Source organism: Emticicia aquatilis, assembly GCF_014644295.1.
In the GTDB taxonomy this organism is placed as follows: Bacteria; Bacteroidota; Bacteroidia; order Cytophagales; family Spirosomataceae; genus Emticicia; species Emticicia aquatilis.
On the sequence record NZ_BMKK01000003.1, the window covers coordinates 33291 to 58037 of the forward strand.

Here is a 24747-nt window from a genome sequence, read left to right on the forward strand (position 1 = left end):
AAGTTGGACGAACCATTCTCAATTCTCAATTTTTAATTCTCAATTCAATATGCCACATCATTGTTATCTGAATGGGGTTATTGCTCCTGTCGAAAATACAAATATTCATATTACAGACTTAGGACTTTTACGTGGCTATGGGTTATTTGATTATTTTCGTACTTATAATGGCCGTCCGTTTCAATGGGACTGGTACTGGGAACGTTTTGAGCGTTCGGCAAGGTTGATGTATTTACCTAATCCTATCTCGAAAGATGAGGCTTACATAACCGTAATGGATTTAATCAAAAAAAGCGGTTTAGAAGACTGTGGAATTCGTTTTGTACTTACGGGTGGATATTCAGCCGATAGCATGAAAATGACCCATCCAAACCTGCTTATTATCAGCGAAGATATTCATCCAGTAAAGCCACAAGAATACGAAACTGGAATAAAGGTGATTTCACATGAGTACGTGCGTGATTACCCCGAAATTAAAAGCACCGATTATAAGCATTTGATGATTCTACAAACCAATATTAAAGCCGCTGAAGCAAGCGATGTGTTATTTCATAAAGATGGATTTATTAGCGAATTAAGCCGCAGCAATGTGTTTGTGGTGAAAGATAATGTAATTGCCACGCCTGATACCCAAATTTTGAAAGGAATAACCCGACGATACGTTTTAGAACTGGCTAAAGAAAATTTTAAGGTTGAGGAGCGAAGCGTGACTTTACAAGAACTTCTTGAAGCCGATGAAGTTTTCACAACAAGTACAACCAAGAAAGTTTTGCCTATTACAAAAATAGATGAGGTAACTATTGGGGCGGGTAAGGAACGAAATGTGTCTAAGTTTTTATTGAATTCAATGAATGAAAAACTAAAAACTTGGTAAAAGCTTGATTATTAGGCAATAAAAAAACCTTGTTCTGATGAACAAGGTTTTTTTATATAACTCAAGAAAAATTATTTCTTAGTTGTATCAGCAGCAGCAGCAGCTGAATCTACAGTTGCAGTAGCTGAATCAGCAACAGCTGTTACAGTTGAATCTACAGCAGCTACAGTTGAGTCAGCAGCAGTTTCAGATTTAGAAGTACAAGCAGCTAAAGAAGCTACACATGCTACGAATAAGATTGCGATTACTTTTTTCATTGTCTTTGTTTGCGGTGTTTTAAGGTTTTATTTTAAACGCATTGCAAATTTAAGACAATTTTAAGATACGGTGCAAGTGTTTGCTTAAAAAATATTTAAAATTTTCTTAAATTCTTTTTAAGAAAACAGGTTTTCTTGTTTTTGTACAATTTTATCGAATAGAACGAGCTTTGATTTTATCATAAACACCCGTACTTCTGAAAGTTAAGAACTTATGACCATAAAAATTAGCAAAAAAACTAAAGCCCATTCCTACAACGTGCGAACCTTTTTCTCTCAAGAAAAGCGATAAATTACTGAAGAATGGATTAGCGATATAATCGAGTGCTAATGATGAAATACCTACTTGAATTCCCAAAGCAACCGTTGCAATAATGAGGTACTTGATTGACTCACGTTTTGAATTTCCCGATTCTTTAGCTGAGAACGCAAACACTTTTGCTGGAATAAAACTAACCACTGTGGCCGTTAGATAACCAGCAAAAACACTGAGATTAAAGGCTGGTTTATCGGAATATCCTAAACTTAAAAACAAAGATTTGTATGGAATTTGAGTTACAAAGTTTGTTCCCGCTCCTAAAACAGCGGTAAGAAAGAACGTTATGAATGACCTTAACTCCTTATTTTTTATTTTGTCAAGTAATTTCACAAATAGATTTAGTCCAGTAATGTTTAAAATATGCTCCATAGTTTGACGATTTGCAGGTTAGCAAATCTTTTAGAGCAATTCACGTACCAAGTCAGGGAATAAGCCAAGTAAAATTGAGCCTGCGGTAGTAAACCCAAGGATTATTTTATAGAATGAGCTTAATTGAATATTATCTCCTTCACCATCCTTCATGTATGCTGCAATAATCGGTTTGAAATAATAATAAATACCAACCGCCGACATTGCTATTGCAATTACAAGCACCCAAATGTGTCCACGTGAGGCTGCATCTGCAAATACATAAAATTTACCCCAAAAACCTGCCGTTAGTGGAATACCAGCCAACGATAACATCGAGATTGCCAAAACTGCTGCTAAGAAAGGACTTTTCTTTGATAAACCGTTTAAGACCGCAATATTTTCGTTCGGACGACCATCAACTAAGCGGTCTTTTGATACTACCATCAACACGCCAAATGCACTAATAGTTGCCAAAGCATAAGCCAATGAATAGAATACGATAGAATCACCAGATTTATTGTTTAGACCTACAACAGCCAATAACATATATCCAGCGTGCGAGATACTCGAAAACGCCAACATACGCTTGAAACTGTTCTGAGAAACTGCCGTAATGTTACTGATAAACAAGCTTAGGATAGCCATCGTTACGACCATCACCCACCAGAAATTATACATTGGTGAGAATGATACTTCGAGAATACGGTAAATTGCAGCAAAACCAGCCGTTTTTACAACTGTTGACATAAAAGTTGTAAAAATAGTTGGGGCTCCTTCATATACGTCTGGTGTCCAGAAGTGGAAAGGTGCTGCCGAAACTTTGAATAATAAACCAATTAATAAAAATGTAACTCCAACATATAAAAATACTGGACGAACATCAGTTACTGGTTGTAATAGTAATGTACGAGCATCAGTGATATTAAAGGTATAATTTGCTCCGTATAGCATTGCAATACCAAAAAGCATAATACCCGTAGCAAAGGCACCCATTAAGAAATATTTAAGGGCTGCTTCGTTTCCTCGTAAATTACGTTTATCGCTTCCTGTAAGAATATACATCGAAACCGAAAGAATTTCTACCCCGATGAACAACATGATGAGGTTTTGGAAATTAGTCATCATGATAGCTCCTACCAACGAAAACTGCAATAATGCAAAGTATTCAGCAGGGTGAGCGTGTTCGTCATCAATGAAGCCTTTCGATAATGCCATAATCAAAAATGCAGAAAGCAAGATGATTGATGTAAACAAAATAGAAAGATTACTTGCTTCGAGCATCTCGTAGAAGTATAACCCTGGAGAGTTCCAATCAATAAGATTAGAAAGGAAAGCTACCGCTACAAAAAGTAAAGAAGCTGGTAAAAGTATTTTCTTTGATTTTAGGAAACCTAAAAACAAGGTAACAAGTCCAGTAACAGAGAGTACGAGTATTGGATACATATTTTATTTGATAAACCCCCAGCCCCTTGAGGGGAGGAATTGAGTTTTATAATATTTCTATTTTTTGATAAAATTTAATGTGAGATTTTCAAGAATCATCAACATCAAAAAACTATCGACCGAGATTATTTCATCATCTGTAAAATACTATTTACAGCAGGCTCGGTGATTTTTAAGAAAACATTAGGGAAAAGACCCATAATCAAAACTACCGCTGCAATTGGCAATAAAACTGCCACTTCGCTGCCACTTACATCTTTAAATTTTGCTGTAATGTCATTGCTTTCTCCAAACATTGAGCGTTGCATCAAGCGAAGCATATAAACTGCACCTAAAATGATTGTAAGACCAGCAAAACCACCTAACCAAGCATTTTTATCATAAACTCCTTTGAGTAATAAAAACTCTCCAACGAAACCATTTGTAAGTGGTAGAGCAACACTTCCCAACATAATAATCATGAAATAAATACTCAAAGCAGGTGTTTTTTGTGTAATTCCACCCAAAGCCGTCAAATCACGAGTTCCAGTGCGGTCGTAGATGATTTTTACGATAAAGAATAAACCAACTGCATTTACACCATGAGCAACCATTTGAAGTAATGCTCCTTGAATACCGTTAATATTACCCGATAAAACACCCGCTGCCATCAATCCCATGTGAGCAAAAGATGAGTAAGCAATAAGGCGTTTGATATTGTTTTGCTGAATAGCAATGATAGAACCGTAAATTAAACCAATGATTGAAAGAACCATTCCGAATTGTCCCCAGTTGGCCACACCCACAGGAGCGAAAGGAAGCATAATACGAATCAGACCGTAAACCCCCATCTTAGAAAGTAAACCCGAAAGTAACATCGTTGCTGGTGTTGGTGATTCTGAATAAGCATCTGGCTGCCAAGTGTGGAACGGAAGCACTGGCATTTTGATGGCAAATGCAATGAAAAATGCCCAGAATAAAAGATTTTGTGCGTTTGGTGAAAGCAGTTTCGCTGTTGTGGCTAATTGGTCAATTTCAGCACTTGCCCCTTTCATATACAAATAAACAAGAGCAACCAACATAAACAAACTTCCGAAGATGGTGTAAACAAACATCTTGAAAGTAATGCGTGGTGCGTCTTTTCCTCCCCAGATAGCTGCAATGAAATAAACAGGAATCAAAGCTGCTTCGTAGAAGAAATAGAATAAGAAAATATCACGAGCCATAAACACACCCATCAAAGCTGTTTCGGCCAAGAGAATGAGAGCGTAAAATGAAGCGTGATTTTTGTAAGTATGCTTAAATGTTGAAGCTATGATAAGTGGTACTAAGAATGCTGTAAGCAATACCAATAAAAGACTGATTCCATCAATAGACACATGGAAATTGATGTTTAGGTCTTTCATCCAACTGTATTTTACTCCGATAGTTGTTTGAGTACTGAAGGTCGTAAAAGCATAAATAGCAACAGCAAGTGTAGCCAATGATACTACAAGAGCTGTATTTTTTGATGAACCTACGCTACTTCCTTTCAATAAGAGTAGTACAAGACTACCAATGAGGGGTATAAGTATGAGTGTTAGTGCCAACATTCGAAATTAATTTTATTATTATTACTTAACCGTAATTTTATGAATATCAATAAGTCTAAAACAAAGACCTAAGTTTTATTTTTTTCCAACAAAAGCCAAGATAGTTTCCAAAACTTGGTAGCCGAGATTCATTCCCAAGATTACGGCAATACCGATAACCATCGCAAATAAATAGAATCCTGTTCCTCCTGCTTGTAGTTTTCGAGCAACGCCGCTGAATGTATTTACAAAACCACCAATGCCATTTACTGCACCATCGAATCCTTTTAGCTCAATAATGTTAGCAAATACATTTGATAAACGTTTTACTGGGTTTACGAAAACTCCCCAATAAGCCTCGTCAATGTAGTATTTGTTGTAAATAGTTTTTTGTAAGCCTGTAATTTCTGAATCTTCGGCAGGAACATTTTTGCTTCCACCAAATTTAGAATAAGCAAAAACGATAGAAATAACTGCTGCCGCAACCGAAATTCCCATCAGCATCCATTCGGTTGAGTGGTCGATTGGTGTACCGCCAAACTCAGGATTTACCGCTTTCGAACCTTCGTATAGTGGACTCATAAACTCAGCAAGTGCATGAGGGAAGTGGAAAATTTCGGGCATTCCGATAAAACCACCCACGATTGATAACACTGCAAGTACCATCAAAGGGAGTGTCATGCTGAAGGGTGACTCGTGTAAGTGATGCTCTTGCTCGTGTGTACCTCTGAAACTTCCCGTGAAAGTCAAGAAATACAAACGGAACATATAGAAAGCAGTCATCATCGAGCCAGCTACTGCCAAAACCCACATAATTTTATTGTGTTCGTAAACGTGTGCTAAGATTTCATCTTTTGAGAAGAAACCAGCAAATGGAGGAATACCAGAGATGGCAATCGTACCGATAAGGAATGTAATGGCTGTAATTTTGATTTTACCACCAAGTCCACCCATGCGACGAATATCTTGTTCGCCACTCATTGCGTGAATAACGCTACCAGCACCCAAGAATAACAATGCTTTGAAGAATGCGTGAGTTACGACATGGAAGAAGCCCGACGTATAAGCCGAAACACCCATTGCCATAAACATATAACCCAATTGACTCACGGTTGAGTAAGCCAATACTTTTTTAATATCATTTTGGAAGATACCAATTGTTGCCGCAAAAAGAGCCGTTGCTACCCCAACCCATGCCACAACTTCAAGTGTGCCAGGTGCGAGGGTGTAGAGGATATTTGAGCGAACAATCATGTAAAGACCAGATGTTACCATGGTAGCAGCGTGAATCAAGGCCGAAACTGGTGTTGGACCCGCCATCGCATCTGGTAACCAAGTATAAAGAGGAATCTGAGCTGATTTTCCCATTGCTCCGATAAACAAGAAAGCTGTAATGGCTACGATTGTAGCATCGCCAACCGAGAAACCTTTCGCTTTATCGAAAACTTGAAGGTATTCTACTGTGCCAAATTGATTGATAATCAAGAAAATACCAATCAAAAATCCCAAGTCACCAACACGGTTCATGATAAATGCTTTGCGAGCGGCATTGCCATATTCAAAATTTTTGTTCCAGAAACCAATCAATAGATAAGAACAAAGACCTACACCTTCCCAACCGATAAACATCACGATGTAGTTTGAACCCATCACGAGCAACAACATCGAGAATAAGAATAGATTTAAGAAAGCGAAGAACTTGCCAAAACCTTCATCATCGTGCATATAGCCCATCGAATATACGTGAATGAGCGTACCCACACCCGTCACGACGAAGAGCATCAAGATAGAAAGTTGGTCAATTTGGAAAGAGAAATTGATATTGAGTGTTCCGACCGTAATCCAATCAAAAATACTAACGATGATTGGTTGTTGGCCACCTGCAATAAATGCTTGATAAGCTGAGAAAGCTCCAACAAAAGAAAGAAGAGCCGCTCCTGTGCCAATCCAACCTGCCAGACCTTTAGATACTTTGCGGAAACCAAGCCCATTGATTAAAAAACCGATGAGTGGAAATAAAGGTATAAGTTTTATTAATAACATATCTTACAAATTATATTTTCAAAGAATAATGATTAATGAAGTATGAAAACGAAGAGTTGCGTTTTACATTTCATTGAATCTTACCACTTTAATTTATCTAAAAGACCAACGTCGATTGAGCGAATGTTGCGGTAAATCATTACGATAATGGCGAGTCCGACGGCTACTTCGGCAGCGGCTACGGCCATAATGAAGAATACAAAGACTTGTCCCGCTGGGTCTGAACGATACGACGAAAATGCAACCAAAAGTAGGTTTACGGCATTGAGCATTAACTCGACAGACATGAAGATAATGATGGCATTTCGGCGAATAAGTACACCCACGATGCCAATGATAAATAAGATACTGGCTAATAATACATAATTTATTAGGGGTATCTGAAAAATGTCAGGTATTTGGCTTTGCATTTCTTTATCAATTAACAGTTTAATTAATTCTTTCAAAATACGCCTTTCGGGGGCGTGCGTTTAAGAATATTTCCGCAAAAATAAACAATATTCGTTTTTGTAGTGTGCTTTTTAAGAAAATTGTTGAATGTGCCGTGATATTCAGTCTTTTATCTATTTATCAAGCATCATTTTGAGCTTAATTTCAGTGAGTTTACGCTTGGTGTCGAGCGGAAAATCTCCGTTTATCATCCAATCATAGTACTGAGGCTCGTTTTTTAATATTTGTTTTACAGGCTTTCCGCTATGTTTACCAAAATTAAACACAATTTCGCCCTTATTGTTTAAAGTCATTCTTTGAGCAAAATCAACGATATTAGCCGAAGTAAGCTGATGCAATACTTCCATATCATTTTTTACTGGTTCGTATTCTTCGCCTTTATCATTTTTGATTTTCACACCTTCATAGCGTTCTACCTGCGAGCAGAGAACTTCGAGCGTAGCGAGTGTATCAGCTTCGGCACTGTGGGCATTTTCGAGGCTTTTATTACAGAAAAACTTATAAGCGGCTGAAAGCGTACGAGGCTCCATGAGATGGAAAATACGTTGAGCATCAATCAATTTGCGATTTTTAATATCGAAATCAATATCCATTCTCAAAAACTCTTCTACCAACATTGGCACATCGAAGCGATTACTATTAAAGCCCGCCAAATCGCAACCCTCTAAAAACTGAGCAAGAGCCTTGCCAATTTGCTTGAAAGTTGGTGCGTCTTTAACGTCTTCGTCATAAATTCCGTGAATAAGACTCGTTTCGAGTGGAATCGGAATGCCAGGGTTGATGAGCTTGGTTTTTACTTCTACTGTACCATCGAGTTTTGCTTTGGCGATACAGAGTTCTACGATTTTATCTTTGGCTACATTTACACCCGTTGTTTCGAGGTCTATTACTGCTAAGGGTTTACGTAGTTTGAGCGAATGGGTGTGCATTGGGGATAATTTTAATTCAATGTGCAAAGTTATGAATTAAAAAATAATAATAGCTGAAATCAAAGGATTAGATTATGTTGTTGATTTGTCAAAGCATTGATTGTAATAGAAAATCTAAAATTTCGTTAGTTTTCAAGGTTTTATCTGCGAATGTTTTTATTCCCGCAGACTTCGCAGAAATTACGTACTTTTTCTGCGAATATTAGCGTTTTCAGCGGGCAATAAAAAGATAAACGCATTATATTTTCAATAAAGCTATGACTATTAATATGTATAAAATTATTATTTGCTTATTGGTTTCAGTGGTGGGTTTTGCTCAACAGAAGGTTTATAGAAATTTGGTGATGGAAGGTGGAGGCATCAAAGGCATTGCTTATGGCGGAGCATTGATTGAACTCGAAAATCGAGGTGTTTTGCCACAGATTCAGCGGGTAGGAGGAACTTCGGCAGGAGCAATACAGGCGTGTTTGTTGGCAGTTGGCTACTCGGCGGCCGAGATTTCGCAGATTATTGCCGATACGCCCATTGAGACTTTCAATGATGGGGGAACTGTCTTTCGAGCAGGTGAAAGGTTCTTGAAAAAATTTGGTTGGTATGAAGGGAAAAGCTTTTTGAACACAATTCAAAAGCTTATCGCCGACCGCACTAATAAACCCAATTTGACATTTGCCGAATTGCACGAATTGGCTCAGACTGTACCGTACAGAGATTTGTATGTAACTGGCGTAAATCTTTCCAAACAAAAAGTTGTTGTGTTCTCGTACGAAACATATCCAGATATGCGTATATGTGATGCCGTTAGAGTTTCGATGTCAATTCCACTGTACTATCAGTCGATTTCTGTGAATCCAAAAGGGAAAATTATTGAGAATCCTTTGCCGAGCGATGAATGTGATGTTTTTGTTGATGGTGGACTTCTAATGAATTATCCGATTGAGCTTTTTGACCAAACAAAATATTTAAGTACTGCAACTGATAGCACAGTAAACGAACCCGTTTTTAATGAAGAAACTTTGGGCTTACGCTTAGAAAGATGCGAACAAATTGACCACGAAACTCGCTTGAAAACGGGTTTTGCTCCTTTTGAAATTCAAGATTTTAAAGGCTACGTTTCAGCTTTATATAATATCATGACCGAAACCGTATGCCGACCCAAACCCGAAGATATTGTGCGGACAATTTATATCAACGACTATGATATGAACCCGAAAGTGCGAAAACTATCGGAGGAAGAGAAACAAAAAATGATGATTAGCGGTCAACAGGGCGTTGTTGAGTTTTTTTATCGTTAAGGAAACTCTGCACAAATTACTTGCGATTTCTAAGTTTCTTATCATCAACGGTTTTGTTGAGAAACTGATTGATTTTCTCGATGTCGTAACTCATCTGTATTTCGCCGAAAGAGTTTATTTTTATGTCGAAGCCATCCAAATCTTTGTGTACACGAGGCTTTTCAGTATTTGGTTTTTCGTCGTTTTTTTTCTTTGCCATGATTGTAGTATGTTTGTGTCGTGAACCTATAATATTGTACTTCTACTTTTTTGTTTGAATACAAAATCTTACCAAAAAACAACTATGCTGAAAGTTGGGATAATTACCTCACTACTCGCTCTCGAATTGGGCTTATATTATACTTTGGGCAATTTTCCGTCTTTTATTGTACAAGTAGCCATTATTGGCTATATGTTTTATTGGTATTATTCTGAAAGAAAAGCCGATTTTAATATAAGCGATAAACTCTTAATTGCTTCTACTGTAGTATCTCTTTTCTCGCCTCTTACTGTTTATCTGACTAACTTTTTCGTTAGTAGTACCATTAAATTTACATTAATAGCACTTAACTATATTTTGGTCATTATACTGTTTAGGCTCGAAGGTGCGAAGATAGATTTTTCAGGAAAATCAAAAACGTTTTTGGTCTTTGTTTCTTATATCTTCACACCTTTTGCCTTTTTATTTGCGGTAATTTTTCCACTTACGAGCCTCCAAAATGCAATTCTCTCGGGAGCGTATATTTTGCCGCTTACTTACATGGTTTTGTTATCAACCTTTTTGCCATTTCCCGAAAAAAGCAAGTTTTACATCTCAATCTCAATGTTTACGGTACTTTTGGCAAGTGGGGTAAGTGCTTATCATTTATATGTGTCCTCTTTTCCGTTTGATTATCCGATTCTCAGGTCTTTGATAACGACGAGCCGTGTATGTATGTTACTCGGGATGTTAAATCGTTTTGATTCAAGCGAAAAAACATTCTTAACCTAAAGCAACAACGGCTTTTTCGATACGTGAAATAACCTCGGCTTTGCCCAAAATCTCCAACGTTAGCATCAAATCTGGGCCTTTTCCTACACCTGTAATTGCCAAACGGAATGCTTGCATGACTTTACCTGCTTTGATTCCCGCTGCTTCAAGAGCTGGGAAAATCGTATCGTGGATATTCTGAGAAGTAAAATCAGCATCGCTAATACCTGCCACTGCTTCTTTGATTACGCCCATGGCTTTACGAGCATCATCATTCCACTTTGATTTTGCTACTTCTTCATCATAAGCACTCGGTGCGTCAAAAATGAAAGGTACTTCAGTGATAATTTCCTGCGGGAAAGTTACACGGTCTTTCATTAAGCTTACCAATTTGACAGCCAATTCATTAGATAAATCTGCTTTTGATTCTTTGATGATAGCGGCTAACTCACTTTCAGATTTTGATTTGATATAGTGCTGATTAAACCATTTGGCTTTATCAATCATAAATCTTGCACCTGCTTTATGAATTTTATCTAAGCTGAAAGAATCAATCAATTCGTCCATCGTGAAGAATTCCTGTTCAGTGCCAGGATTCCAACCCAAAAATGCTAAGAAATTGACAACCGCTTCGGGCAAATATCCATCTTGCTTGAAACCACGAGCAATTTCTTCGGTGAAAGGGTCTTTCCACTCTAATGGGAAAATTGGAAAATTACCCAACAAACCATCTCGTTTGCTAAGTTTTCCGTTACCTTCTGGTTTCAAAAGTAGCGGTAAGTGAGCAAATTCTGGAGCTTTCCAACCAAAGGCTTTATACAATAATATATGTAAAGGTGCAGAAGGCAACCATTCTTCGCCACGAATTACGTGTGTAACCTCCATGAGGTGGTCGTCAACGATATTGGCTAAGTGATAAGTTGGCATGCCATCTGACTTCAATAAAACCTTATCATCAATCGTCGAAGAATGTACCACAACCCAGTCACGGATAATATCTTTGAAGCGAATTTCTTCTTTCAAAGGCACTTTTAAACGTATTACGTAAGCATCGCCATTAGCTATTCTTGCCTCAACTTCTTCTTTTGGAAGCGTAAGCGAGTTTTTCATTTGCATTCTCGTAACGGCATTGTACGACATATTGTCAACTTTTGCTTCTTCGAGACGCTTACGCATTTCATCTAACTCTTCCGCTGTATCGAAAGCATAATAAGCTTTGCCTTCCGAAATCAGTTGCTCGGCATATTGGCGATACATTGGTTTTCTTTCCGACTGGCGATAAGGTGCGTGAGGCCCACCAACGCCTTGACCTTCGTCGATTTCGATACCTACCCATTTTAAGGCTTCCAAAATATAATCTTCCGCACCAGGCACGTAGCGAGTTTGGTCTGTATCCTCGACACGGAGGAGCATTTTTCCGCCCATTTTGCGGGCAAAAAGATAATTATACAAAGCAGTACGAACACCTCCGATATGCAGAGGGCCTGTTGGACTGGGAGCAAATCTTACACGAACCATAACTGTGGGGCGAACTTCCAGTTCGCTCAAAAAATAGAATAATAAAAAAAACAGAAAACACAACTCAGAGAATTGTGGTACAAACGGGTCGCAAAATTACAGAAAATTATGCAAGAATTATACTTTCGGCTTTTTATAAAGTGGCACAGTGCTGCAAGGTTCGCCAAACATGATGCTTTGGGCATACGGACGTAAACGACGAGTGACTTCCACATACGCACTTGTGGGTACTGAAACTTTGCTGCAACCTTTTACCACCACTCTCGTGCCTTCGTATTCTTGGAAATTGATTTTTGAAAGTGCTTCTTCGTAGAGTTTGGTTTCTAAATCGGCTAAACTTCCAAAAACTACCATGTGGGCGTAAGGTTCAAGTTGAATTGCCAAAAGCATATAGGCCCAAGTTGGCACAATGGCATCTTCGGAGCAGGTAATGGCTACGTTTTTGCCAGAATATTGGCTCCAATCATGAGCTTTGATAAATTCTCTAAAATCTTTTTCTTTCAGAATCAAGCCCATAAAAAGATTATCTTTCAAATCATAAACTACTCGTTCGCCTGGGTGGTAATAATCTTCTAAGTCGAGCGATAATAAACCGCTTTTGGCTACTCTATTTACTATTATATCTTCCATTTTAATTCTTTGGATAACTTTCCTGTTAAATTATTCAAATTCTTAGTCCGTAGGACTTCTATATTGGTAGAATTTGTGGTTGTATTAATTTTCGGAATGCCGTAGGTATTCAACAAATAGGAGGAGAATGAGTTGAATACCTACGGCATTCTTGTTATACTATTTGGGCTCTATACTACCGATATGAAAGTCCTACGGACTAAATAGCTTTTATTTAATTTATTACTCCTTATCTCAACCATTTAATCGGATATTTAATCGGAAAGGTTATAGTCTTCGTTATTGTGCGTAATATGAGTTATCAAATAAATCACCCCTTACTTTACTTTTTCTGGGTAAAGATTTGTAATCTTTATAAAATCCTTGTGCTGTATTAATCGATATACAGAGGTTCTTGGTTACTTTTTTTAATAACAAGTCTCTTATTCAGAAAGTTTAGTTTCCGAATCTTGTTCTTCGTCGGTTTGTGTTTCCTGACTTGTTTCTTCTATAACTTCGGGTTCAATAATTATTGGCTTAGGTGTAAGCGGAATTGGGCGGAGAGACACAAAATCAAATGCATTGCTAAGATTCCAAGTACGAATAAAAACCTTACAAAAGATAAAAAACTGTTGAATGATAAACATCAACCAGATTTTAAAACCCGAAGTCATACCAATATTCGATTCAAGCATTAAGTAAACCAGCATCACCGCAAAGCTAACCACCACAACAGCCCAGTAGATTTGCATGGTTTTGAAATTTCGGAAAATATACTCAGTTGCTTTCCAAAATGCTTTCCACGGATTCAATAAATCATCTCGGTGCAATAAAACTTTGGCATAGTCACCCACGTTGAGCAACAATGTAATAATGAAGAAGGCAAAAGCACTCGGAAAAATCATCCACGCCACGAAAGTTGGTTCAGTTTTTCCATCAGCTATTACTCCAAAAATGCCGTAAACAATAAATACCAGTAAAATCGCTAAAACAAGGAAAACAACTTGAAGTAAAAATAACAAGAAGAATCGGAGAAAATAATGTCCAGAATTTTTCAGAAATTCGTTCAGTTTGAAAGAATTACGAAGTGTAAACTGGCTCAAAATTCCACCTGAAAAGAAAATATTTAGTGCAATATAAAAACCACTTAAAACCAAACTAATAGGAATCATTGAGATTAGCGATTTGCCGCTTTTGTGCATGAAATCATAGAAAACCGTAAAGTCAAAATCTTTGATTAGCTTCTCGAACGCCAACGATTGTTCAGATTCAGCCTTGATGATACTAAAACTCGGAAAAGCAATGACAAGCCCCAAAATGAAGTTTACGAGAAATATAACCAAAACTATTTGCCAGTTTTGAGCAGTTCGACGGAAGGCTTGTCTCAGAATTGTAAACATTACGTAGTTGGATTCAGTTTTTCATTGTTTTTATGGCGTAATAAATCACGTTTGGTTTTCTTTTCGAGATTTTTGCGGAGAGCTTCCGTGAGGTCGATACCCGTCTGATTAGCCAAACAAATCAATACAAAAAGTACATCGGCCATTTCGTCGCCTAAATCTTTGTCTTTATCCGATTCTTTTTCTGATTGTTCGCCGTAGCGACGTGCCATGATTCGAGCCACTTCGCCTACTTCTTCCATCAGCATTGCCATATTGGTCAATTCATTAAAATATCTTACGCCAATGGTCGTAATCCATTCATCAACAATCTTTTGTGCTTCTTCTATGGTCATTTTTTATCAGATATTTAGACAATAGACATGAGACAAAAGCAGAAAATAGCTTGTGAAATTTCTTTTGTTTCTTGTCTGATGTCTTGAATTCTATTTCACAAAGCTAATCAAAAAAACGATTCTTGAAATACTTAATTCAATTCAACGTTAGTAGAAAAGAATCAAAACTTATAACTTTGCTCAACCACTGGCGACGCTTCGCTCAGGTGCATCCGCTTTTATACAAATTTTATTATGAATTTACTAAAATACACTTGTTGTCTATCTGTTTTTGCCATTTCCACGGCTTTTGTTGGTTGTAAGCAATCGGCCAGCTCGGAAGAAACCTCTACCTCAACCGAAACCGTGAAACTCGCTACTGCACCATCATTCAACGCTGACACAGCTTATAATTATATAGCAAAACAAGTAAAGTTTGGACCAAGAATCCCAAATTCGGCAGCCCATGTAAAATGTGGCGATTGGATGGTCAGTGAACTAAAAAAACTCGGTTGCGAAGTAATTGAGCAAAAATTCAAGCCAGTAACTTACGATGGAAAAGTGCTAAATGCCCGAAATATCATCGGGACGTACAATCCACAAGCTACCAAACGCATCATTTTGGCTTCGCACTGGGACACACGACCGTTTTCGGATGATGATTCAACGGCCAAAGATAAACCTTTCGACTCGGCCAACGATGGCCCAAGTGGTGTAGCTGTTATTTTCGAGATTTTACGCACAATTCAAAATTCTGCACAAAAACCAAACATTGGCATTGATGTTGTGTTATTTGATGTAGAAGATTGGGGACCGCCAAATAGTTATACAAAAGAAGTGACGATTCCAAACGGTGGTTGGTTGATGGGTTCGGAGTATTGGTCAAGAAATTTGCATAAACCAAACTACTCGGCCTATTTCGGAATTTTGTTTGATATGGTTGGAGCAAAAGGAGCAACTTTCACGAAAGACAACGCTTCGATGCAATACGCTCCTGCTGTCATGAATAGCGTTTGGAGCATTGCGAGTCAGTTAGGTTATAGCCAATATTTCTTGAATCAAGATTTTGGAAATATTACTGACGACCACGTGCCTGTAAACGTCAATGCAAAAATACCAATGATTGATATTTGTGATTTACGCCCAACAACAGGCAATACTTTTGGCGACTATCATCACACTCAAAAAGATAACATGAGCATCATTGATAAAGGTACTTTAAAGGCTGTTGGACAGACAGTTTTGCAAGTTTTATACGAAGAAAGTAAGGTGCAATAAAAAAAAGATTGTCTTGACAACTATTTTTGCATTTTTCCTTGACAGTGTGGTATATTATTTGTTACTTCGCAAGTATAAATAACTAATAAGTCGAGTGTGCCACACTTAGGCTAAAGTAAATCAAATCGCCATTCATTCAAATTTTTTTGTTTATGACAGAAACACTTAACATAGACGTTACGCTGGTTGCTGAGAGCCGAATCCAACAACTTGACCCAAACAACATTGTTTTCGGAACGGTATTTACTGACCACATGTTGGTTGCAGACTGCATTAATGGTGTGTGGCAAACACCAAAGATTATGCCTTATGGCGATATTAGCTACAACCCAGCTCTGGCTACACTGCATTATGGACAGTCGATTTTTGAAGGAATGAAAGCTTTCAAAAATGATAAAGATGAAGTTTTGATGTTTCGCCCGTTAGAGAACTTCAAACGTTTCAATATTTCGGCTGAACGTATGTGCATGGCACAAGTTCCAGAGGAAATCTTTATCGGAGGTTTAGAAGAATTACTAAGAATTGATGCTGCGTGGGTACCAAAAGGCGAAGACAACTCGCTTTATTTGCGTCCGTTCATGTTTGCGAGCGATGTGTATTTGGGCGTACGTGCCTCACAAAACTACCGCTTCATGATTATCATGAGTCCAGCAGGAAAATATTACTCGACTCCACCAAAAGTGAAAGTCGAAACTGAGTTTATCCGTGCCGCTCCGGGTGGTGTTGGTTATGCAAAATGTGCAGGAAACTATGCTGCATCGTTGTACCCAGCAAAATTAGCACAAGAGCAAGGTTATACACAATTATTATGGACAGATGCTATCGAACATAAATATTTTGAAGAGTCGGGTACTATGAACGTAATGTTTGTGAAAGATGGCAAACTTATAACGCCAAATACAAGCACAACGATTTTGAAAGGTATCACGCGTGATACTTTATTGCAAATCGCCAAATCAATGGGTGTTGAAGTAGAAGAAAGAAGAGTTTCGGTAGAAGAAATTATTTCTGGAATTGAAAACGGAAGCGTAACCGAAGTATTTGGTGCAGGAACTGCCGTAGTGGTTTCGCCATTTGCTGCTATTGGTTTTGAAGGTAAAGATTACGCATTACCAGCAATCACTGACGATTCGATGTCAACTCGCTTGAAAAACGCTTTGAACGATATTCGTACTGGTAAAGTAGAAGATACATTTGGTTGGGTTTGGAATATTCATGCTTAACTGCCCCCCCGCTCCTAAAGGGGTGTTTATACAAAACGCCACTGCGATTTTTCGTAGTGGCGTTTTTGTTATGAAATATATTTCATAATTTATTAAAACTTGATAAATTCGTACAAAAAATCAAATAAATGCTTGTATTCGACGAAATATTGCAGTCTCCTAATCTTCGTGAAATCATTGACGAACTCGAAGCCGCTTGGGCTGACGAACAGAAACGTCGCCATGAATTTTGGGCAGATATTGATGAAAATGTCAAAGCCGAGTTTATTATGGGCGAAATTATTTATCATTCGCCCATTTATGGAAGACATTGGATGGCTTCGTCTAATTTAACAAGAAGACTATTGCCTTTTGTTTATGAAAAAGATTTAGGAAAAATTGCCTACGAAAAAGTAATGGTTAGGCTCACAAGAAATGATTATGAGCCTGATATTTGTTTTTGGAAAAAAGAACGTACGCTTGATTTTGGAAAAAAGCAATCAGCATTTCCTGCTCCTGACTTTATTATTGAAATTCTATCTGATAGCACCAAAGAACGTGATTATGGTATTAAAATGACCGATTACGCACTTCATGGTGTGCAAGAATATTGGATTGTTGACACCGATGCTCAGACAGTTGAGCAATATCTACTGGAAAACCATACTTACAAATTAGCCCAAAAGTTGAAAGATGGTATTTTATACTCAGAAGCAATAGTGGGTTTCGGAATGAACGTAAAAGAAATATTTGAGTGAGATATTTTACTTTAACAACCCTATTCCAATCATGGCTACCTCTTCTGCTGAGTTTGAAAGCACTACTACGCCAATTTGGCGTTCTTTATCGAAGCCCACAAAAGTTCTGAATCCTCCCGTGCCGCCTGAGTGCTGATAAATTGTATTTCGTTTTCGTTTGGTAATATGCCAGCCTAATCCAACAGTATTTTGTCCGCTTTCAAAAGTTACTTTTTGGCTTAAATCAATGGCTTCTTGTAGTTGTTTTGGGGCTTTAGTCATATTTGCCTCTACATATTTTGCCATGTCGTTGGTTGTGGAGCGAATGCCACCAGCACCAGCCAGCATATTCAAATCCCATGCTGAGGTGGCTTTGCCTTTTTCGTTATATCCTTGAGCAAAATTATTTTTGTCAGTAGCATATAAGCTGATTTTTGTGTTTTCAAGTTTCAATGGCTTGCAGATTTTTTGCAACAATAATTCTTCGTAAGTAAGCTGATTTTGTTGGGCTAAGATAGTTCCGAGCAAACCCACCGCAAAATTTGAATATTCATAATTTACACCAACTTCACGGTAAGGCTTAAAGGTTTTCAGATAACTATACATTCGGTCAATATCATAATTTTTATATGGATTATTTAAATCATCGCCTAATTTATAAAGATTCATCGGTAAACGAGGAAATCCCGACGTGTGGTTAGATAAAGTTTTGAGTGTGATTTGCACACCTTTATACGCCATTTTTCCAATAGAGTCGGGTAGATATTTATTGATGGGGTCATCGAGCGACATTTTGCCTTTCACAACTTCATCGGCAAGCAAGATGCCCGTAAAAGTCTTACTGATTGAGCCAATCTCAAAAAAGGTTTTATCGGCATCGGGGAGTTGTTTTTCGTCTTTTTTTACTTCTCCGTAGCTGTAAGTAATCGTTTTTCCATCTTTTATGAATGCCACACAAATGCCTGCCGTGTGCTGCATCTGAATATAAGGTCTTACCAAACTGTCAATCCGTAAATCAAGCGGTGTTTTCATCGGATTATTACTCGCAACTTGATAATCCTTCTTTGGTACATCGCTTTTGTAAGGTTGAAAAAGCAGTGTCGAAATTTTATCGTTTTTATCCAGTCCAATAAAGAAATTCTGACTTCCTTTATCAAAGATAGCTTTGTAAAGTGCTACACCATCGGTTGTTTTCTGAAATTCCGACGTTTTCCACTTTCCGAACTGAGTATAAAGCATTGATGATACCTGTACGATTTGAGTTTCTGAAACTTGCTTCTGAAAACCTTCGTTCGTTAGAGCATATAAAGCTTTACTGTTTTTTTCATTGAAAGTTGTTTCAACTAATTTTCGCACAGAATCTATTTTGGCAGAAACAGCTTGCGAAAAGCTTGTAAATGAACTTGTTAGTAGTAAAATTGTGAATAAAGTTCGCATTATATACGGTTTGTTTGATAACCCAATTTGCAGAAGAATCATTAAATTCAGACCGAAATTTTGACAGGTGGTAAAATAAAATGATTTGGAGGACGAAAAATTAAAATCATAAACCAAAACCAAATTCCACTATAATAAGTTGATATTCAAAGTCTTTCGATTTTATGCCATGCTTGAGTGCATAATTTAGTTGTTAGTTTTGCCAAGTTTGGCGTTATTTGTTGTTCAATCTATATCTCTGATTTCGGCGAACAGGATGTTCGCTCCACATTTTATGTCATTAGAAGTATTCCTTAAAGCAATTCAAACCGAAATTGCCAGTACAAAATACGGCGAAAGTCCCGTTGAACTCTATGAACCCATCGAATATTTGATGTCGCTTGGTGGAAAAAAAATGCGTCCATTGCTTACCGTGATGGCTACCAATATTTTTGTTGATGACTGGCAAAAATCAGTTAAGCCAGCACTTGGCGTAGAGGTTTTTCATAATTTCACGCTTATGCACGATGATATTATGGATGCCGCTCCACTACGAAGAGGCAAGCCAACGGTGCATGAAAAATGGAATGAAAACGTAGCGATTCTTTCGGGTGATGTGATGCTCGTATGTGCATACGAGTTAATGACAGCCGTTGATGATAAAATTTTCAAGCATGTAATTAGAAGATTTAATCGTACGGCAGCCGAAGTTTGTGAAGGCCAGCAATGGGATATGAATTTTGCGACCCGAAACGATGTTACAGAAGACGAGTACATTAATATGATTCGCCTAAAAACATCAGTTTTGCTGGGCTTTGCCTTGGAATTGGGCGGTTTGATTGCCGAAGCAGGAGAAGAAGCTACACAATTATTATATGATTTTGGAACGAATATCGGAATTGGTTTTCAGCTAAAAGATGATATTTTAGATGTTTATGGAGACCCCGAGAAATTTGGCAAACAAGTAGGTGGCGATATTATCGAAAATAAAAAAACTTGGCTTTTGCTGAAAGCCCTCAAAATCGGTAAAGGCACTGCCCAAGAAGCTGAGCTACAAGCATGGATTTATGCCAAAGAATTTGATAAAGACGAAAAAGTAAAAGCTGTAAGAGCCATTTACGATGCCTTGAACATCAGGCAATTGGCCGAACAAAAAATGAATGCGTTTTTTGATAAAGGCTTGGCTGATTTAGAAAAGCTCAACGCTTCGGCAGAAAGAAAACAGCCGTTGATTGAGCTTACCAAACAATTAATAGAACGAGAATCATAGAAAGTCAACAGTCGATAGTCCACAGTCGACAGAAAAAATAAACAAATGGAACAACTGACCGCAAATTTTTTAATTATACTCGTCACAGTAGGTGTGAGTCTTTACGCACTCAGTAACCCAACGATGCTTTATAGTTGGATGATGAACCCTAAAGCAATTGACCGCAACCGTGAATACCACCGTTTCGTCACTTCGGGCTTTGTTCATGCCGATTTTATGCACTTGTTTTTCAACATGTTCACCTTATACAGTTTCGGTGATTTTATTGAGCAGGTTTTCATTCAAAAATTCGATAATGACCCTCGTCTTGGCTCGGTGGCTTATGTTATTTTCTATGTAGTAGCAATCGTGGTGTCTGATTTATCGACATTTTTCAAGCACCGTAAAGACGGAAATTATAACTCACTCGGAGCTTCAGGAGCAGTTTCTGCCGTAATTTTTGGAGCGATTTTATTCGTTCCTACTGCAAAGCTTGGGGTATTTTTTATTCCGATGCCTGCTTTTATTTTTGCCATACTTTATTTGGCTTTTACGTACTACGAAATGCAGCGTGGTAATGGCTATATCAACCATTCTGCTCACTGGTGGGGAGCTGTTTTTGGAATTGTTGTGATGATTGTAATGTACCCAGAAGTTGTGCCGAGTTTTATTAACCAAATTGCAAACTGGCGACCGTTTTAGAGAAAAATGCTTAAAATCCTTCAACAACCATATCCTTTTGGCGAAAAATCGAACACTAAGTTGCTCTTACAAAGCTTGGGGGAAGGAACTTTTATTGCTTTATTTTTAATTCTATTTCAACCTTTAGGGGTTTCGGATTGGCACGACCCTAACAAAGTTTGGTATTTGGCGTGTTACGGACTCATCACTACTTTGTGCGGTCTTGTGCTGCGTTTTGGGATTTTCAAGAGTTTTCCTAAATACCACAACGAAACAACTTGGAATGTAGGCAAAGAAATACTTTCAATCCTGCTTCTTATTTTGATGATTACGGTCGTCAATGTTTTTTTCAGTAGGATTGCTTTTAACCTCAACATCAGCCTGAAAAGTTTTTTTTGGATGCTTATTGGCGTAATGATTATCGGCATTTTTCCTGCTACTTTCGGAGTAATGCTCAACTATATCATTCAGCTAAAGAAATATAATCAACCAATCGTTGTGCATCATCATGCACCCGAAATAGGCTTAAACGAAAATAATATTGAAAATAAAGCACCGAACAATGACGTCGTTCGCTTAAAACTTATTGCCGAAAACGATAGAGATTCGATAGAGTTGAGTACCGAATCGCTCTATTTTATTGAATCGTCTGATAATTATTCAACTATATATTACGAAAAGCAAGGCAAACTCCAAAAAGAACTTCTTCGTAGCAGCCTTACTCGCCTCGAAAGCCAAATACCTTCCGAAAACATTGTGCGTTGTCATCGCTCGTTTATTGTCAATCTTGATAAAGTCGAGAAAGTAACGGGTAATGCACAAGGCTATAAACTTCACCTCGAAGCTCCCGAATTGCTTGTGCCAGTTGCTCGCAAATACTCAGAGATTGTTGAGCGATTGAAATAAATCTACAAAGAGGCGTTTGATACTAATTAAATGAGTTTTTGGGTCTGCAACAGCGATAGTTGAAAGGTTCAGTATAAATAAGCCATTAATTGCTCATCAATAAAACGCTCTTCAGCTTGAATGTAGGTATAGTTTTTCATGACTCCTTCAAAAACAAAACCATGTTTCTCGTAAAGTTTTATTGCCTTTGTATTGAAGGTTGCCGTACTAAGTTCGAGTCTTTTCAAGCCTCTTTGTTTGCCCAAATCAATAATTTCTGTCATCATTTTTGAACCAAAACCTTTTCCTGTAAAATCAGGATGAATAGCAAGACCGCCAATGTAATTAATGTGTTTGGTTCGGTGATGGAAAGGGATAAGTTTAAACATTCCTATATTTTGTCCTGCGTCAGCGTAAATAAAGATAATATTTTGCTTCAGTAAATCATTAAAAATAGGCATAAACGCCTCTCTATCCATCAATTCGTAAAGCAAATACGGATTAGTGGCCGGATTCATATAAAGCCCATAAATAAAATCAAAATCATTAGCCGTAATATTGCGAACCATATTAAAATACAGAGATATTATTGATGAAAAGCAAAGATAATATTTTGAAAACTAAAACAAACCTTTGTCATTCGTCCCACAATTTTGTTAAATCTCCCTTCGCTTTGTCAAACTCCCCAACTGTTTGATAATCAGCCCTTTGATTTGCATAGTTTTTTAAGCCATTCTACCTTTGTGTCATTCAAATAACACAAAAAATATTTCAAAAAAACACGTAATCAAATGAAAACGCTCTTCAAAACAATCATCCTAATCGCAATTTTTGCATTTACTTCAACTATCACTTTTGCTCAAAACAAATACAGTGTAACAGTTACGATAAAAGGCATTCAGCAACGAACAGGAAAAATTTTAGCTACGATTTCAAACGATGAAAATAGCTTCCCACAAGGTGGAGGTATAAAATCGGCCACGGCAGAAGTAACTAAAGAAGGTGAAGTAACTTTAAAGTTTGAAGGAATGTTGGAAGGCAAATATGCCATTGTTTTATACCAAGATTTAAACGGCGATAACAAACTCGATATGAACGGGCAAATGCCAGCCGAACCTTTTGGTTTTTCAAATGTAACGATGCTTATGGGGCCGCCAAATTTCGAGCAATGTGCCTTCGATTTGAATGAAAATAAAAATATTACCATCAGTTTATTCTCTTTCTAAGAATTTACCTTAAAAAATACAACAATGGAAACGCTCATCTATAAATCTTCAATTGCAGTTCATGTCTTGTGTGGCATTTTATCATTGATAGCTGGTTTGGTAGCTATGATAGCCAATAAGGGTGGAAAAGTACATAACCGTGCGGGTGTAATTTTTTATTGGTCAATGTTTATGATATTCGTTACGACCACTATCTTTTTTATCTTATATCCAACCAATCTAAAATATCAATTTTTCTTAGGAATCGGTATCGTAAGTTTTTATCCAAACTGGTCTGGCAAAAGAATGCTGGCCATGAAAAAAGGCTTAAAGCCAACTTTGGTAGATAAAATCGGTGCGTGGTTGATTGGCTTTTCGGGCGTGTGTATGTTGGCTTATGGCGTTTATCTGACAGTTAATCCAGCTAAGTATTTCGGAGAATTAAATGTACTGTTTTTTATTTTCGGAACAGTAAGTTTATTGAATGCCTATGGAGACCTAAAATTATACTTAGGTTATGTAAAAGCCGAAAAAATGCACTGGTTTTTTGCCCATGCTGGCAAAATGATGGGAGCATACACAGCAGCAATCACGGCTTTTTGTGTAAATATCGTACCAAGATTTATGCCTGATAATACACCAAGTTTTGTATTCATCCTTACTTGGACAGCCCCAGGTATTATACTCGGAATTCTTTCGGCTCGCATCATCAAAAAATATAAAGTCAAGTTCAAAATCGAAACAAAGCCAAGCCTTTCCGCTAAAATTAAACAACTTTTTGCTAAGAAAGAATTGATATGAGTCAGTTCTTTCTCCCCTTTAGGGGTCGGGGGCAATTCCGCAAAAATCAGATTGTCCATCAACGTAATCCAACGTAATTTTGACGAAAGATTCAAGAAAAGCTAAATCAAAAGCGATGGAAAATATTGATAACCAAGAATATATAGATTATAACAGAATAGAAAAAGCGATTCGATTCATCGAAGAAAACTTCCAAAATCAACCAAGCGTAAAAGAAATTGCCGACCACGTTGCATTATCAGAATTTCATTTTAATCGGTTATTTTCGAAGTGGGCAGGCACAAGTCCGCAGCGATTCATGCGATTCTTGACCAAAGAATTTGCCAAAGAAAAACTCGCCGAAAGTAGCAATTTACTCGAAGCAACTTTCGAGTCAGGCCTTTCAAGTTCAAGCCGTTTACACGACTTATTTGTGAGCTACGAAGCCATGACTCCCGCCGAATTTAAAGCAAAAGGGCAGGGTTTAACAGTTCATTACGGAATCCATGAAACACCATTTGGCGAATGTCTGATTGCCATTACTGAGCGAGGAATTACCGATTTTAGATTTCTTGAAGAGTCGTCTAAAGATTTGATAATAAAAGAATTACAACAAGATTTTGAAAAAGCTAAACTCATTTTTGATAATAACTTCACGAAGCCATTTATCGAACAAATTTTCTATGAAAACATCAACACAAGCGAACCGCTCACGCTTTTGTTGCGAGGAACAAATTTTCAGATAAAAGTTTGGGAAGCCCTTCTTAAAATTCCGTTTGGACAAATGGTCAGCTACGAAACCATTGCCAACGCCATCGGCAAACCCACTGCCCAACGAGCTGTCGGGACAGCCATCGGAAGCAATCGACTTGGCTATATTATTCCGTGCCACCGAGTGCTGCAAAAAGTAGGAGGAATTGGCGGCTACCGTTGGGGTACAACTCGTAAAAAAGCAATTTTGGGCTGGGAAATGGGGCATTCGTAGCACAAGTTGCCCGTAACCGCTACGGCGGACC

The 24747-nt window shown here is 37.7% G+C and carries 26 protein-coding genes; 12 read left to right on the forward strand and 14 right to left on the reverse strand.

Translation table 11 applies throughout. The features are described from left to right. Window positions 1-49 precede the first annotated feature (49 nt). The gene (locus tag IEX65_RS07505; protein ID WP_188765427.1) at window positions 50-874 is read left to right on the forward strand and encodes an aminotransferase class IV; all 825 of its coding nucleotides are present in this window, start codon (window positions 50-52) and stop codon (window positions 872-874) included. A gap of 71 nt (window positions 875-945) precedes the next feature. Here the strand turns inward: IEX65_RS07505 and IEX65_RS07510 are convergent, their stop codons facing one another. The 7 genes from IEX65_RS07510 to IEX65_RS07540 all read right to left on the reverse strand — a co-directional run bounded on the left by IEX65_RS07510 (window position 946) and on the right by IEX65_RS07540 (window position 8216). After that, a complete protein-coding gene (locus tag IEX65_RS07510; protein WP_188765428.1) occupies window positions 946-1131 on the reverse strand; it encodes a hypothetical protein in 186 nt (61 codons plus the stop codon). Window positions 1132-1282: 151 nt separating this feature from the next. Continuing rightward, a complete protein-coding gene (locus IEX65_RS07515; protein WP_188765429.1) occupies window positions 1283-1819 on the reverse strand; it encodes a GtrA family protein in 537 nt (178 codons plus the stop codon). Between the two features lie 30 nt (window positions 1820-1849). Further along, the gene (locus IEX65_RS07520; protein WP_188765430.1) at window positions 1850-3244 is read right to left on the reverse strand and encodes an NADH-quinone oxidoreductase subunit N; all 1395 of its coding nucleotides are present in this window, start codon (window positions 3242-3244) and stop codon (window positions 1850-1852) included. Between the two features lie 125 nt (window positions 3245-3369). Continuing rightward, window positions 3370-4815, reverse strand: coding sequence for a complex I subunit 4 family protein (locus tag IEX65_RS07525; RefSeq protein ID WP_188765431.1), 1446 nt, complete (start codon window positions 4813-4815; stop codon window positions 3370-3372). Window positions 4816-4890: 75 nt separating this feature from the next. Next, complete coding sequence (gene nuoL, locus IEX65_RS07530; RefSeq protein WP_188765432.1) at window positions 4891-6837, reverse strand: NADH-quinone oxidoreductase subunit L; 1947 nt, start codon at window positions 6835-6837, stop codon at window positions 4891-4893. Window positions 6838-6917: 80 nt separating this feature from the next. Then, window positions 6918-7247: an NADH-quinone oxidoreductase subunit NuoK gene (gene nuoK / locus IEX65_RS07535; protein ID WP_188765433.1), complete on the reverse strand. Its 330-nt coding sequence runs from the start codon at window positions 7245-7247 to the stop codon at window positions 6918-6920. A gap of 153 nt (window positions 7248-7400) precedes the next feature. Further along, window positions 7401-8216, reverse strand: coding sequence for a 3'-5' exonuclease (locus tag IEX65_RS07540; RefSeq protein WP_188765434.1), 816 nt, complete (start codon window positions 8214-8216; stop codon window positions 7401-7403). Between the two features lie 257 nt (window positions 8217-8473). Between IEX65_RS07540 and IEX65_RS07545 the strand changes: the two genes are divergently transcribed. Further along, on the forward strand, window positions 8474-9508 hold the full coding sequence (locus IEX65_RS07545; protein WP_188765435.1) for a patatin-like phospholipase family protein: 1035 nt from the start codon (window positions 8474-8476) through the stop codon (window positions 9506-9508). A 16-nt stretch (window positions 9509-9524) separates the two neighbouring features. Here IEX65_RS07545 and IEX65_RS07550 read toward each other — a convergent pair whose 3' ends face one another. Then, window positions 9525-9707 carry a hypothetical protein gene (locus tag IEX65_RS07550; RefSeq protein ID WP_188765436.1) on the reverse strand — a complete coding sequence of 61 codons (183 nt, stop codon included), beginning with the start codon at window positions 9705-9707 and terminating at the stop codon, window positions 9525-9527. Window positions 9708-9791: 84 nt separating this feature from the next. Here IEX65_RS07550 and IEX65_RS07555 point away from each other — a divergent pair, with 84 nt between their 5' ends. Next, entirely contained in the window at window positions 9792-10478 is a 687-nt protein-coding gene (locus tag IEX65_RS07555; protein WP_188765437.1) for a hypothetical protein, read from the forward strand. On the opposite strand, the gene gltX is transcribed toward IEX65_RS07555, so the two are convergent. The 4 genes from gltX to IEX65_RS07575 all read right to left on the reverse strand — a co-directional run bounded on the left by gltX (window position 10470) and on the right by IEX65_RS07575 (window position 14319). Beyond that, complete coding sequence (gltX, locus tag IEX65_RS07560) at window positions 10470-11975, reverse strand: glutamate--tRNA ligase (RefSeq protein WP_188765938.1); 1506 nt, start codon at window positions 11973-11975, stop codon at window positions 10470-10472. The genes IEX65_RS07555 and gltX overlap by 9 nt on opposite strands. A gap of 117 nt (window positions 11976-12092) precedes the next feature. Continuing rightward, a complete protein-coding gene (locus tag IEX65_RS07565; protein WP_188765438.1) occupies window positions 12093-12605 on the reverse strand; it encodes a DUF2480 family protein in 513 nt (170 codons plus the stop codon). Window positions 12606-13027: 422 nt separating this feature from the next. Beyond that, the gene (locus IEX65_RS07570) at window positions 13028-13984 is read right to left on the reverse strand and encodes a hypothetical protein (RefSeq protein ID WP_188765439.1); all 957 of its coding nucleotides are present in this window, start codon (window positions 13982-13984) and stop codon (window positions 13028-13030) included. Further along, a complete protein-coding gene (locus tag IEX65_RS07575; protein ID WP_188765440.1) occupies window positions 13984-14319 on the reverse strand; it encodes a nucleotide pyrophosphohydrolase in 336 nt (111 codons plus the stop codon). Before IEX65_RS07575 ends, IEX65_RS07570 begins: the two co-directional genes overlap by 1 nt. A 234-nt stretch (window positions 14320-14553) precedes the next feature. Between IEX65_RS07575 and IEX65_RS07580 the strand changes: the two genes are divergently transcribed. From IEX65_RS07580 to IEX65_RS07590, 3 genes are all read left to right on the forward strand, one after another. After that, complete coding sequence (locus IEX65_RS07580) at window positions 14554-15576, forward strand: M28 family peptidase (RefSeq protein WP_188765441.1); 1023 nt, start codon at window positions 14554-14556, stop codon at window positions 15574-15576. A 152-nt stretch (window positions 15577-15728) separates the two neighbouring features. Next, window positions 15729-16799 (forward strand): branched-chain amino acid aminotransferase, encoded by a 1071-nt coding sequence (locus IEX65_RS07585; RefSeq protein ID WP_188765442.1) that lies wholly within the window; start codon window positions 15729-15731, stop codon window positions 16797-16799. A gap of 128 nt (window positions 16800-16927) precedes the next feature. Further along, window positions 16928-17536: a Uma2 family endonuclease gene (locus IEX65_RS07590; protein WP_188765443.1), complete on the forward strand. Its 609-nt coding sequence runs from the start codon at window positions 16928-16930 to the stop codon at window positions 17534-17536. Between the two features lie 6 nt (window positions 17537-17542). Here the strand turns inward: IEX65_RS07590 and IEX65_RS07595 are convergent, their stop codons facing one another. Further along, window positions 17543-18952 carry a serine hydrolase gene (locus tag IEX65_RS07595; protein WP_188765444.1) on the reverse strand — a complete coding sequence of 470 codons (1410 nt, stop codon included), beginning with the start codon at window positions 18950-18952 and terminating at the stop codon, window positions 17543-17545. Window positions 18953-19226: 274 nt separating this feature from the next. Between IEX65_RS07595 and IEX65_RS07600 the strand changes: the two genes are divergently transcribed. From IEX65_RS07600 to IEX65_RS07610, 3 genes are read left to right on the forward strand one after another with little or no spacing between them, the layout of a single operon-like run. Continuing rightward, window positions 19227-20201: a polyprenyl synthetase family protein gene (locus IEX65_RS07600; protein ID WP_188765445.1), complete on the forward strand. Its 975-nt coding sequence runs from the start codon at window positions 19227-19229 to the stop codon at window positions 20199-20201. 45 nt (window positions 20202-20246) lie between these two features. Continuing rightward, window positions 20247-20882 (forward strand): rhomboid family intramembrane serine protease, encoded by a 636-nt coding sequence (locus tag IEX65_RS07605; protein ID WP_308424948.1) that lies wholly within the window; start codon window positions 20247-20249, stop codon window positions 20880-20882. A 6-nt stretch (window positions 20883-20888) separates the two neighbouring features. Continuing rightward, the gene (locus tag IEX65_RS07610; protein WP_188765446.1) at window positions 20889-21767 is read left to right on the forward strand and encodes a LytR/AlgR family response regulator transcription factor; all 879 of its coding nucleotides are present in this window, start codon (window positions 20889-20891) and stop codon (window positions 21765-21767) included. Between the two features lie 68 nt (window positions 21768-21835). Here IEX65_RS07610 and IEX65_RS07615 read toward each other — a convergent pair whose 3' ends face one another. Further along, window positions 21836-22315, reverse strand: coding sequence for a GNAT family N-acetyltransferase (locus tag IEX65_RS07615; RefSeq protein ID WP_188765447.1), 480 nt, complete (start codon window positions 22313-22315; stop codon window positions 21836-21838). 222 nt (window positions 22316-22537) lie between these two features. On the opposite strand from IEX65_RS07615, the gene IEX65_RS07620 reads away from it, so the two are divergent. The 3 genes from IEX65_RS07620 (at window position 22538) to IEX65_RS07630 (ending at window position 24716) form a co-directional block, all read left to right on the forward strand. Then, on the forward strand, window positions 22538-22972 hold the full coding sequence (locus IEX65_RS07620; RefSeq protein ID WP_188765448.1) for a DUF2141 domain-containing protein: 435 nt from the start codon (window positions 22538-22540) through the stop codon (window positions 22970-22972). Window positions 22973-22996: 24 nt separating this feature from the next. Then, a complete protein-coding gene (locus IEX65_RS07625; RefSeq protein ID WP_188765449.1) occupies window positions 22997-23752 on the forward strand; it encodes a hypothetical protein in 756 nt (251 codons plus the stop codon). A gap of 115 nt (window positions 23753-23867) precedes the next feature. Then, the gene (locus IEX65_RS07630; RefSeq protein ID WP_188765450.1) at window positions 23868-24716 is read left to right on the forward strand and encodes a bifunctional helix-turn-helix domain-containing protein/methylated-DNA--[protein]-cysteine S-methyltransferase; all 849 of its coding nucleotides are present in this window, start codon (window positions 23868-23870) and stop codon (window positions 24714-24716) included. Window positions 24717-24747 lie beyond the last annotated feature (31 nt).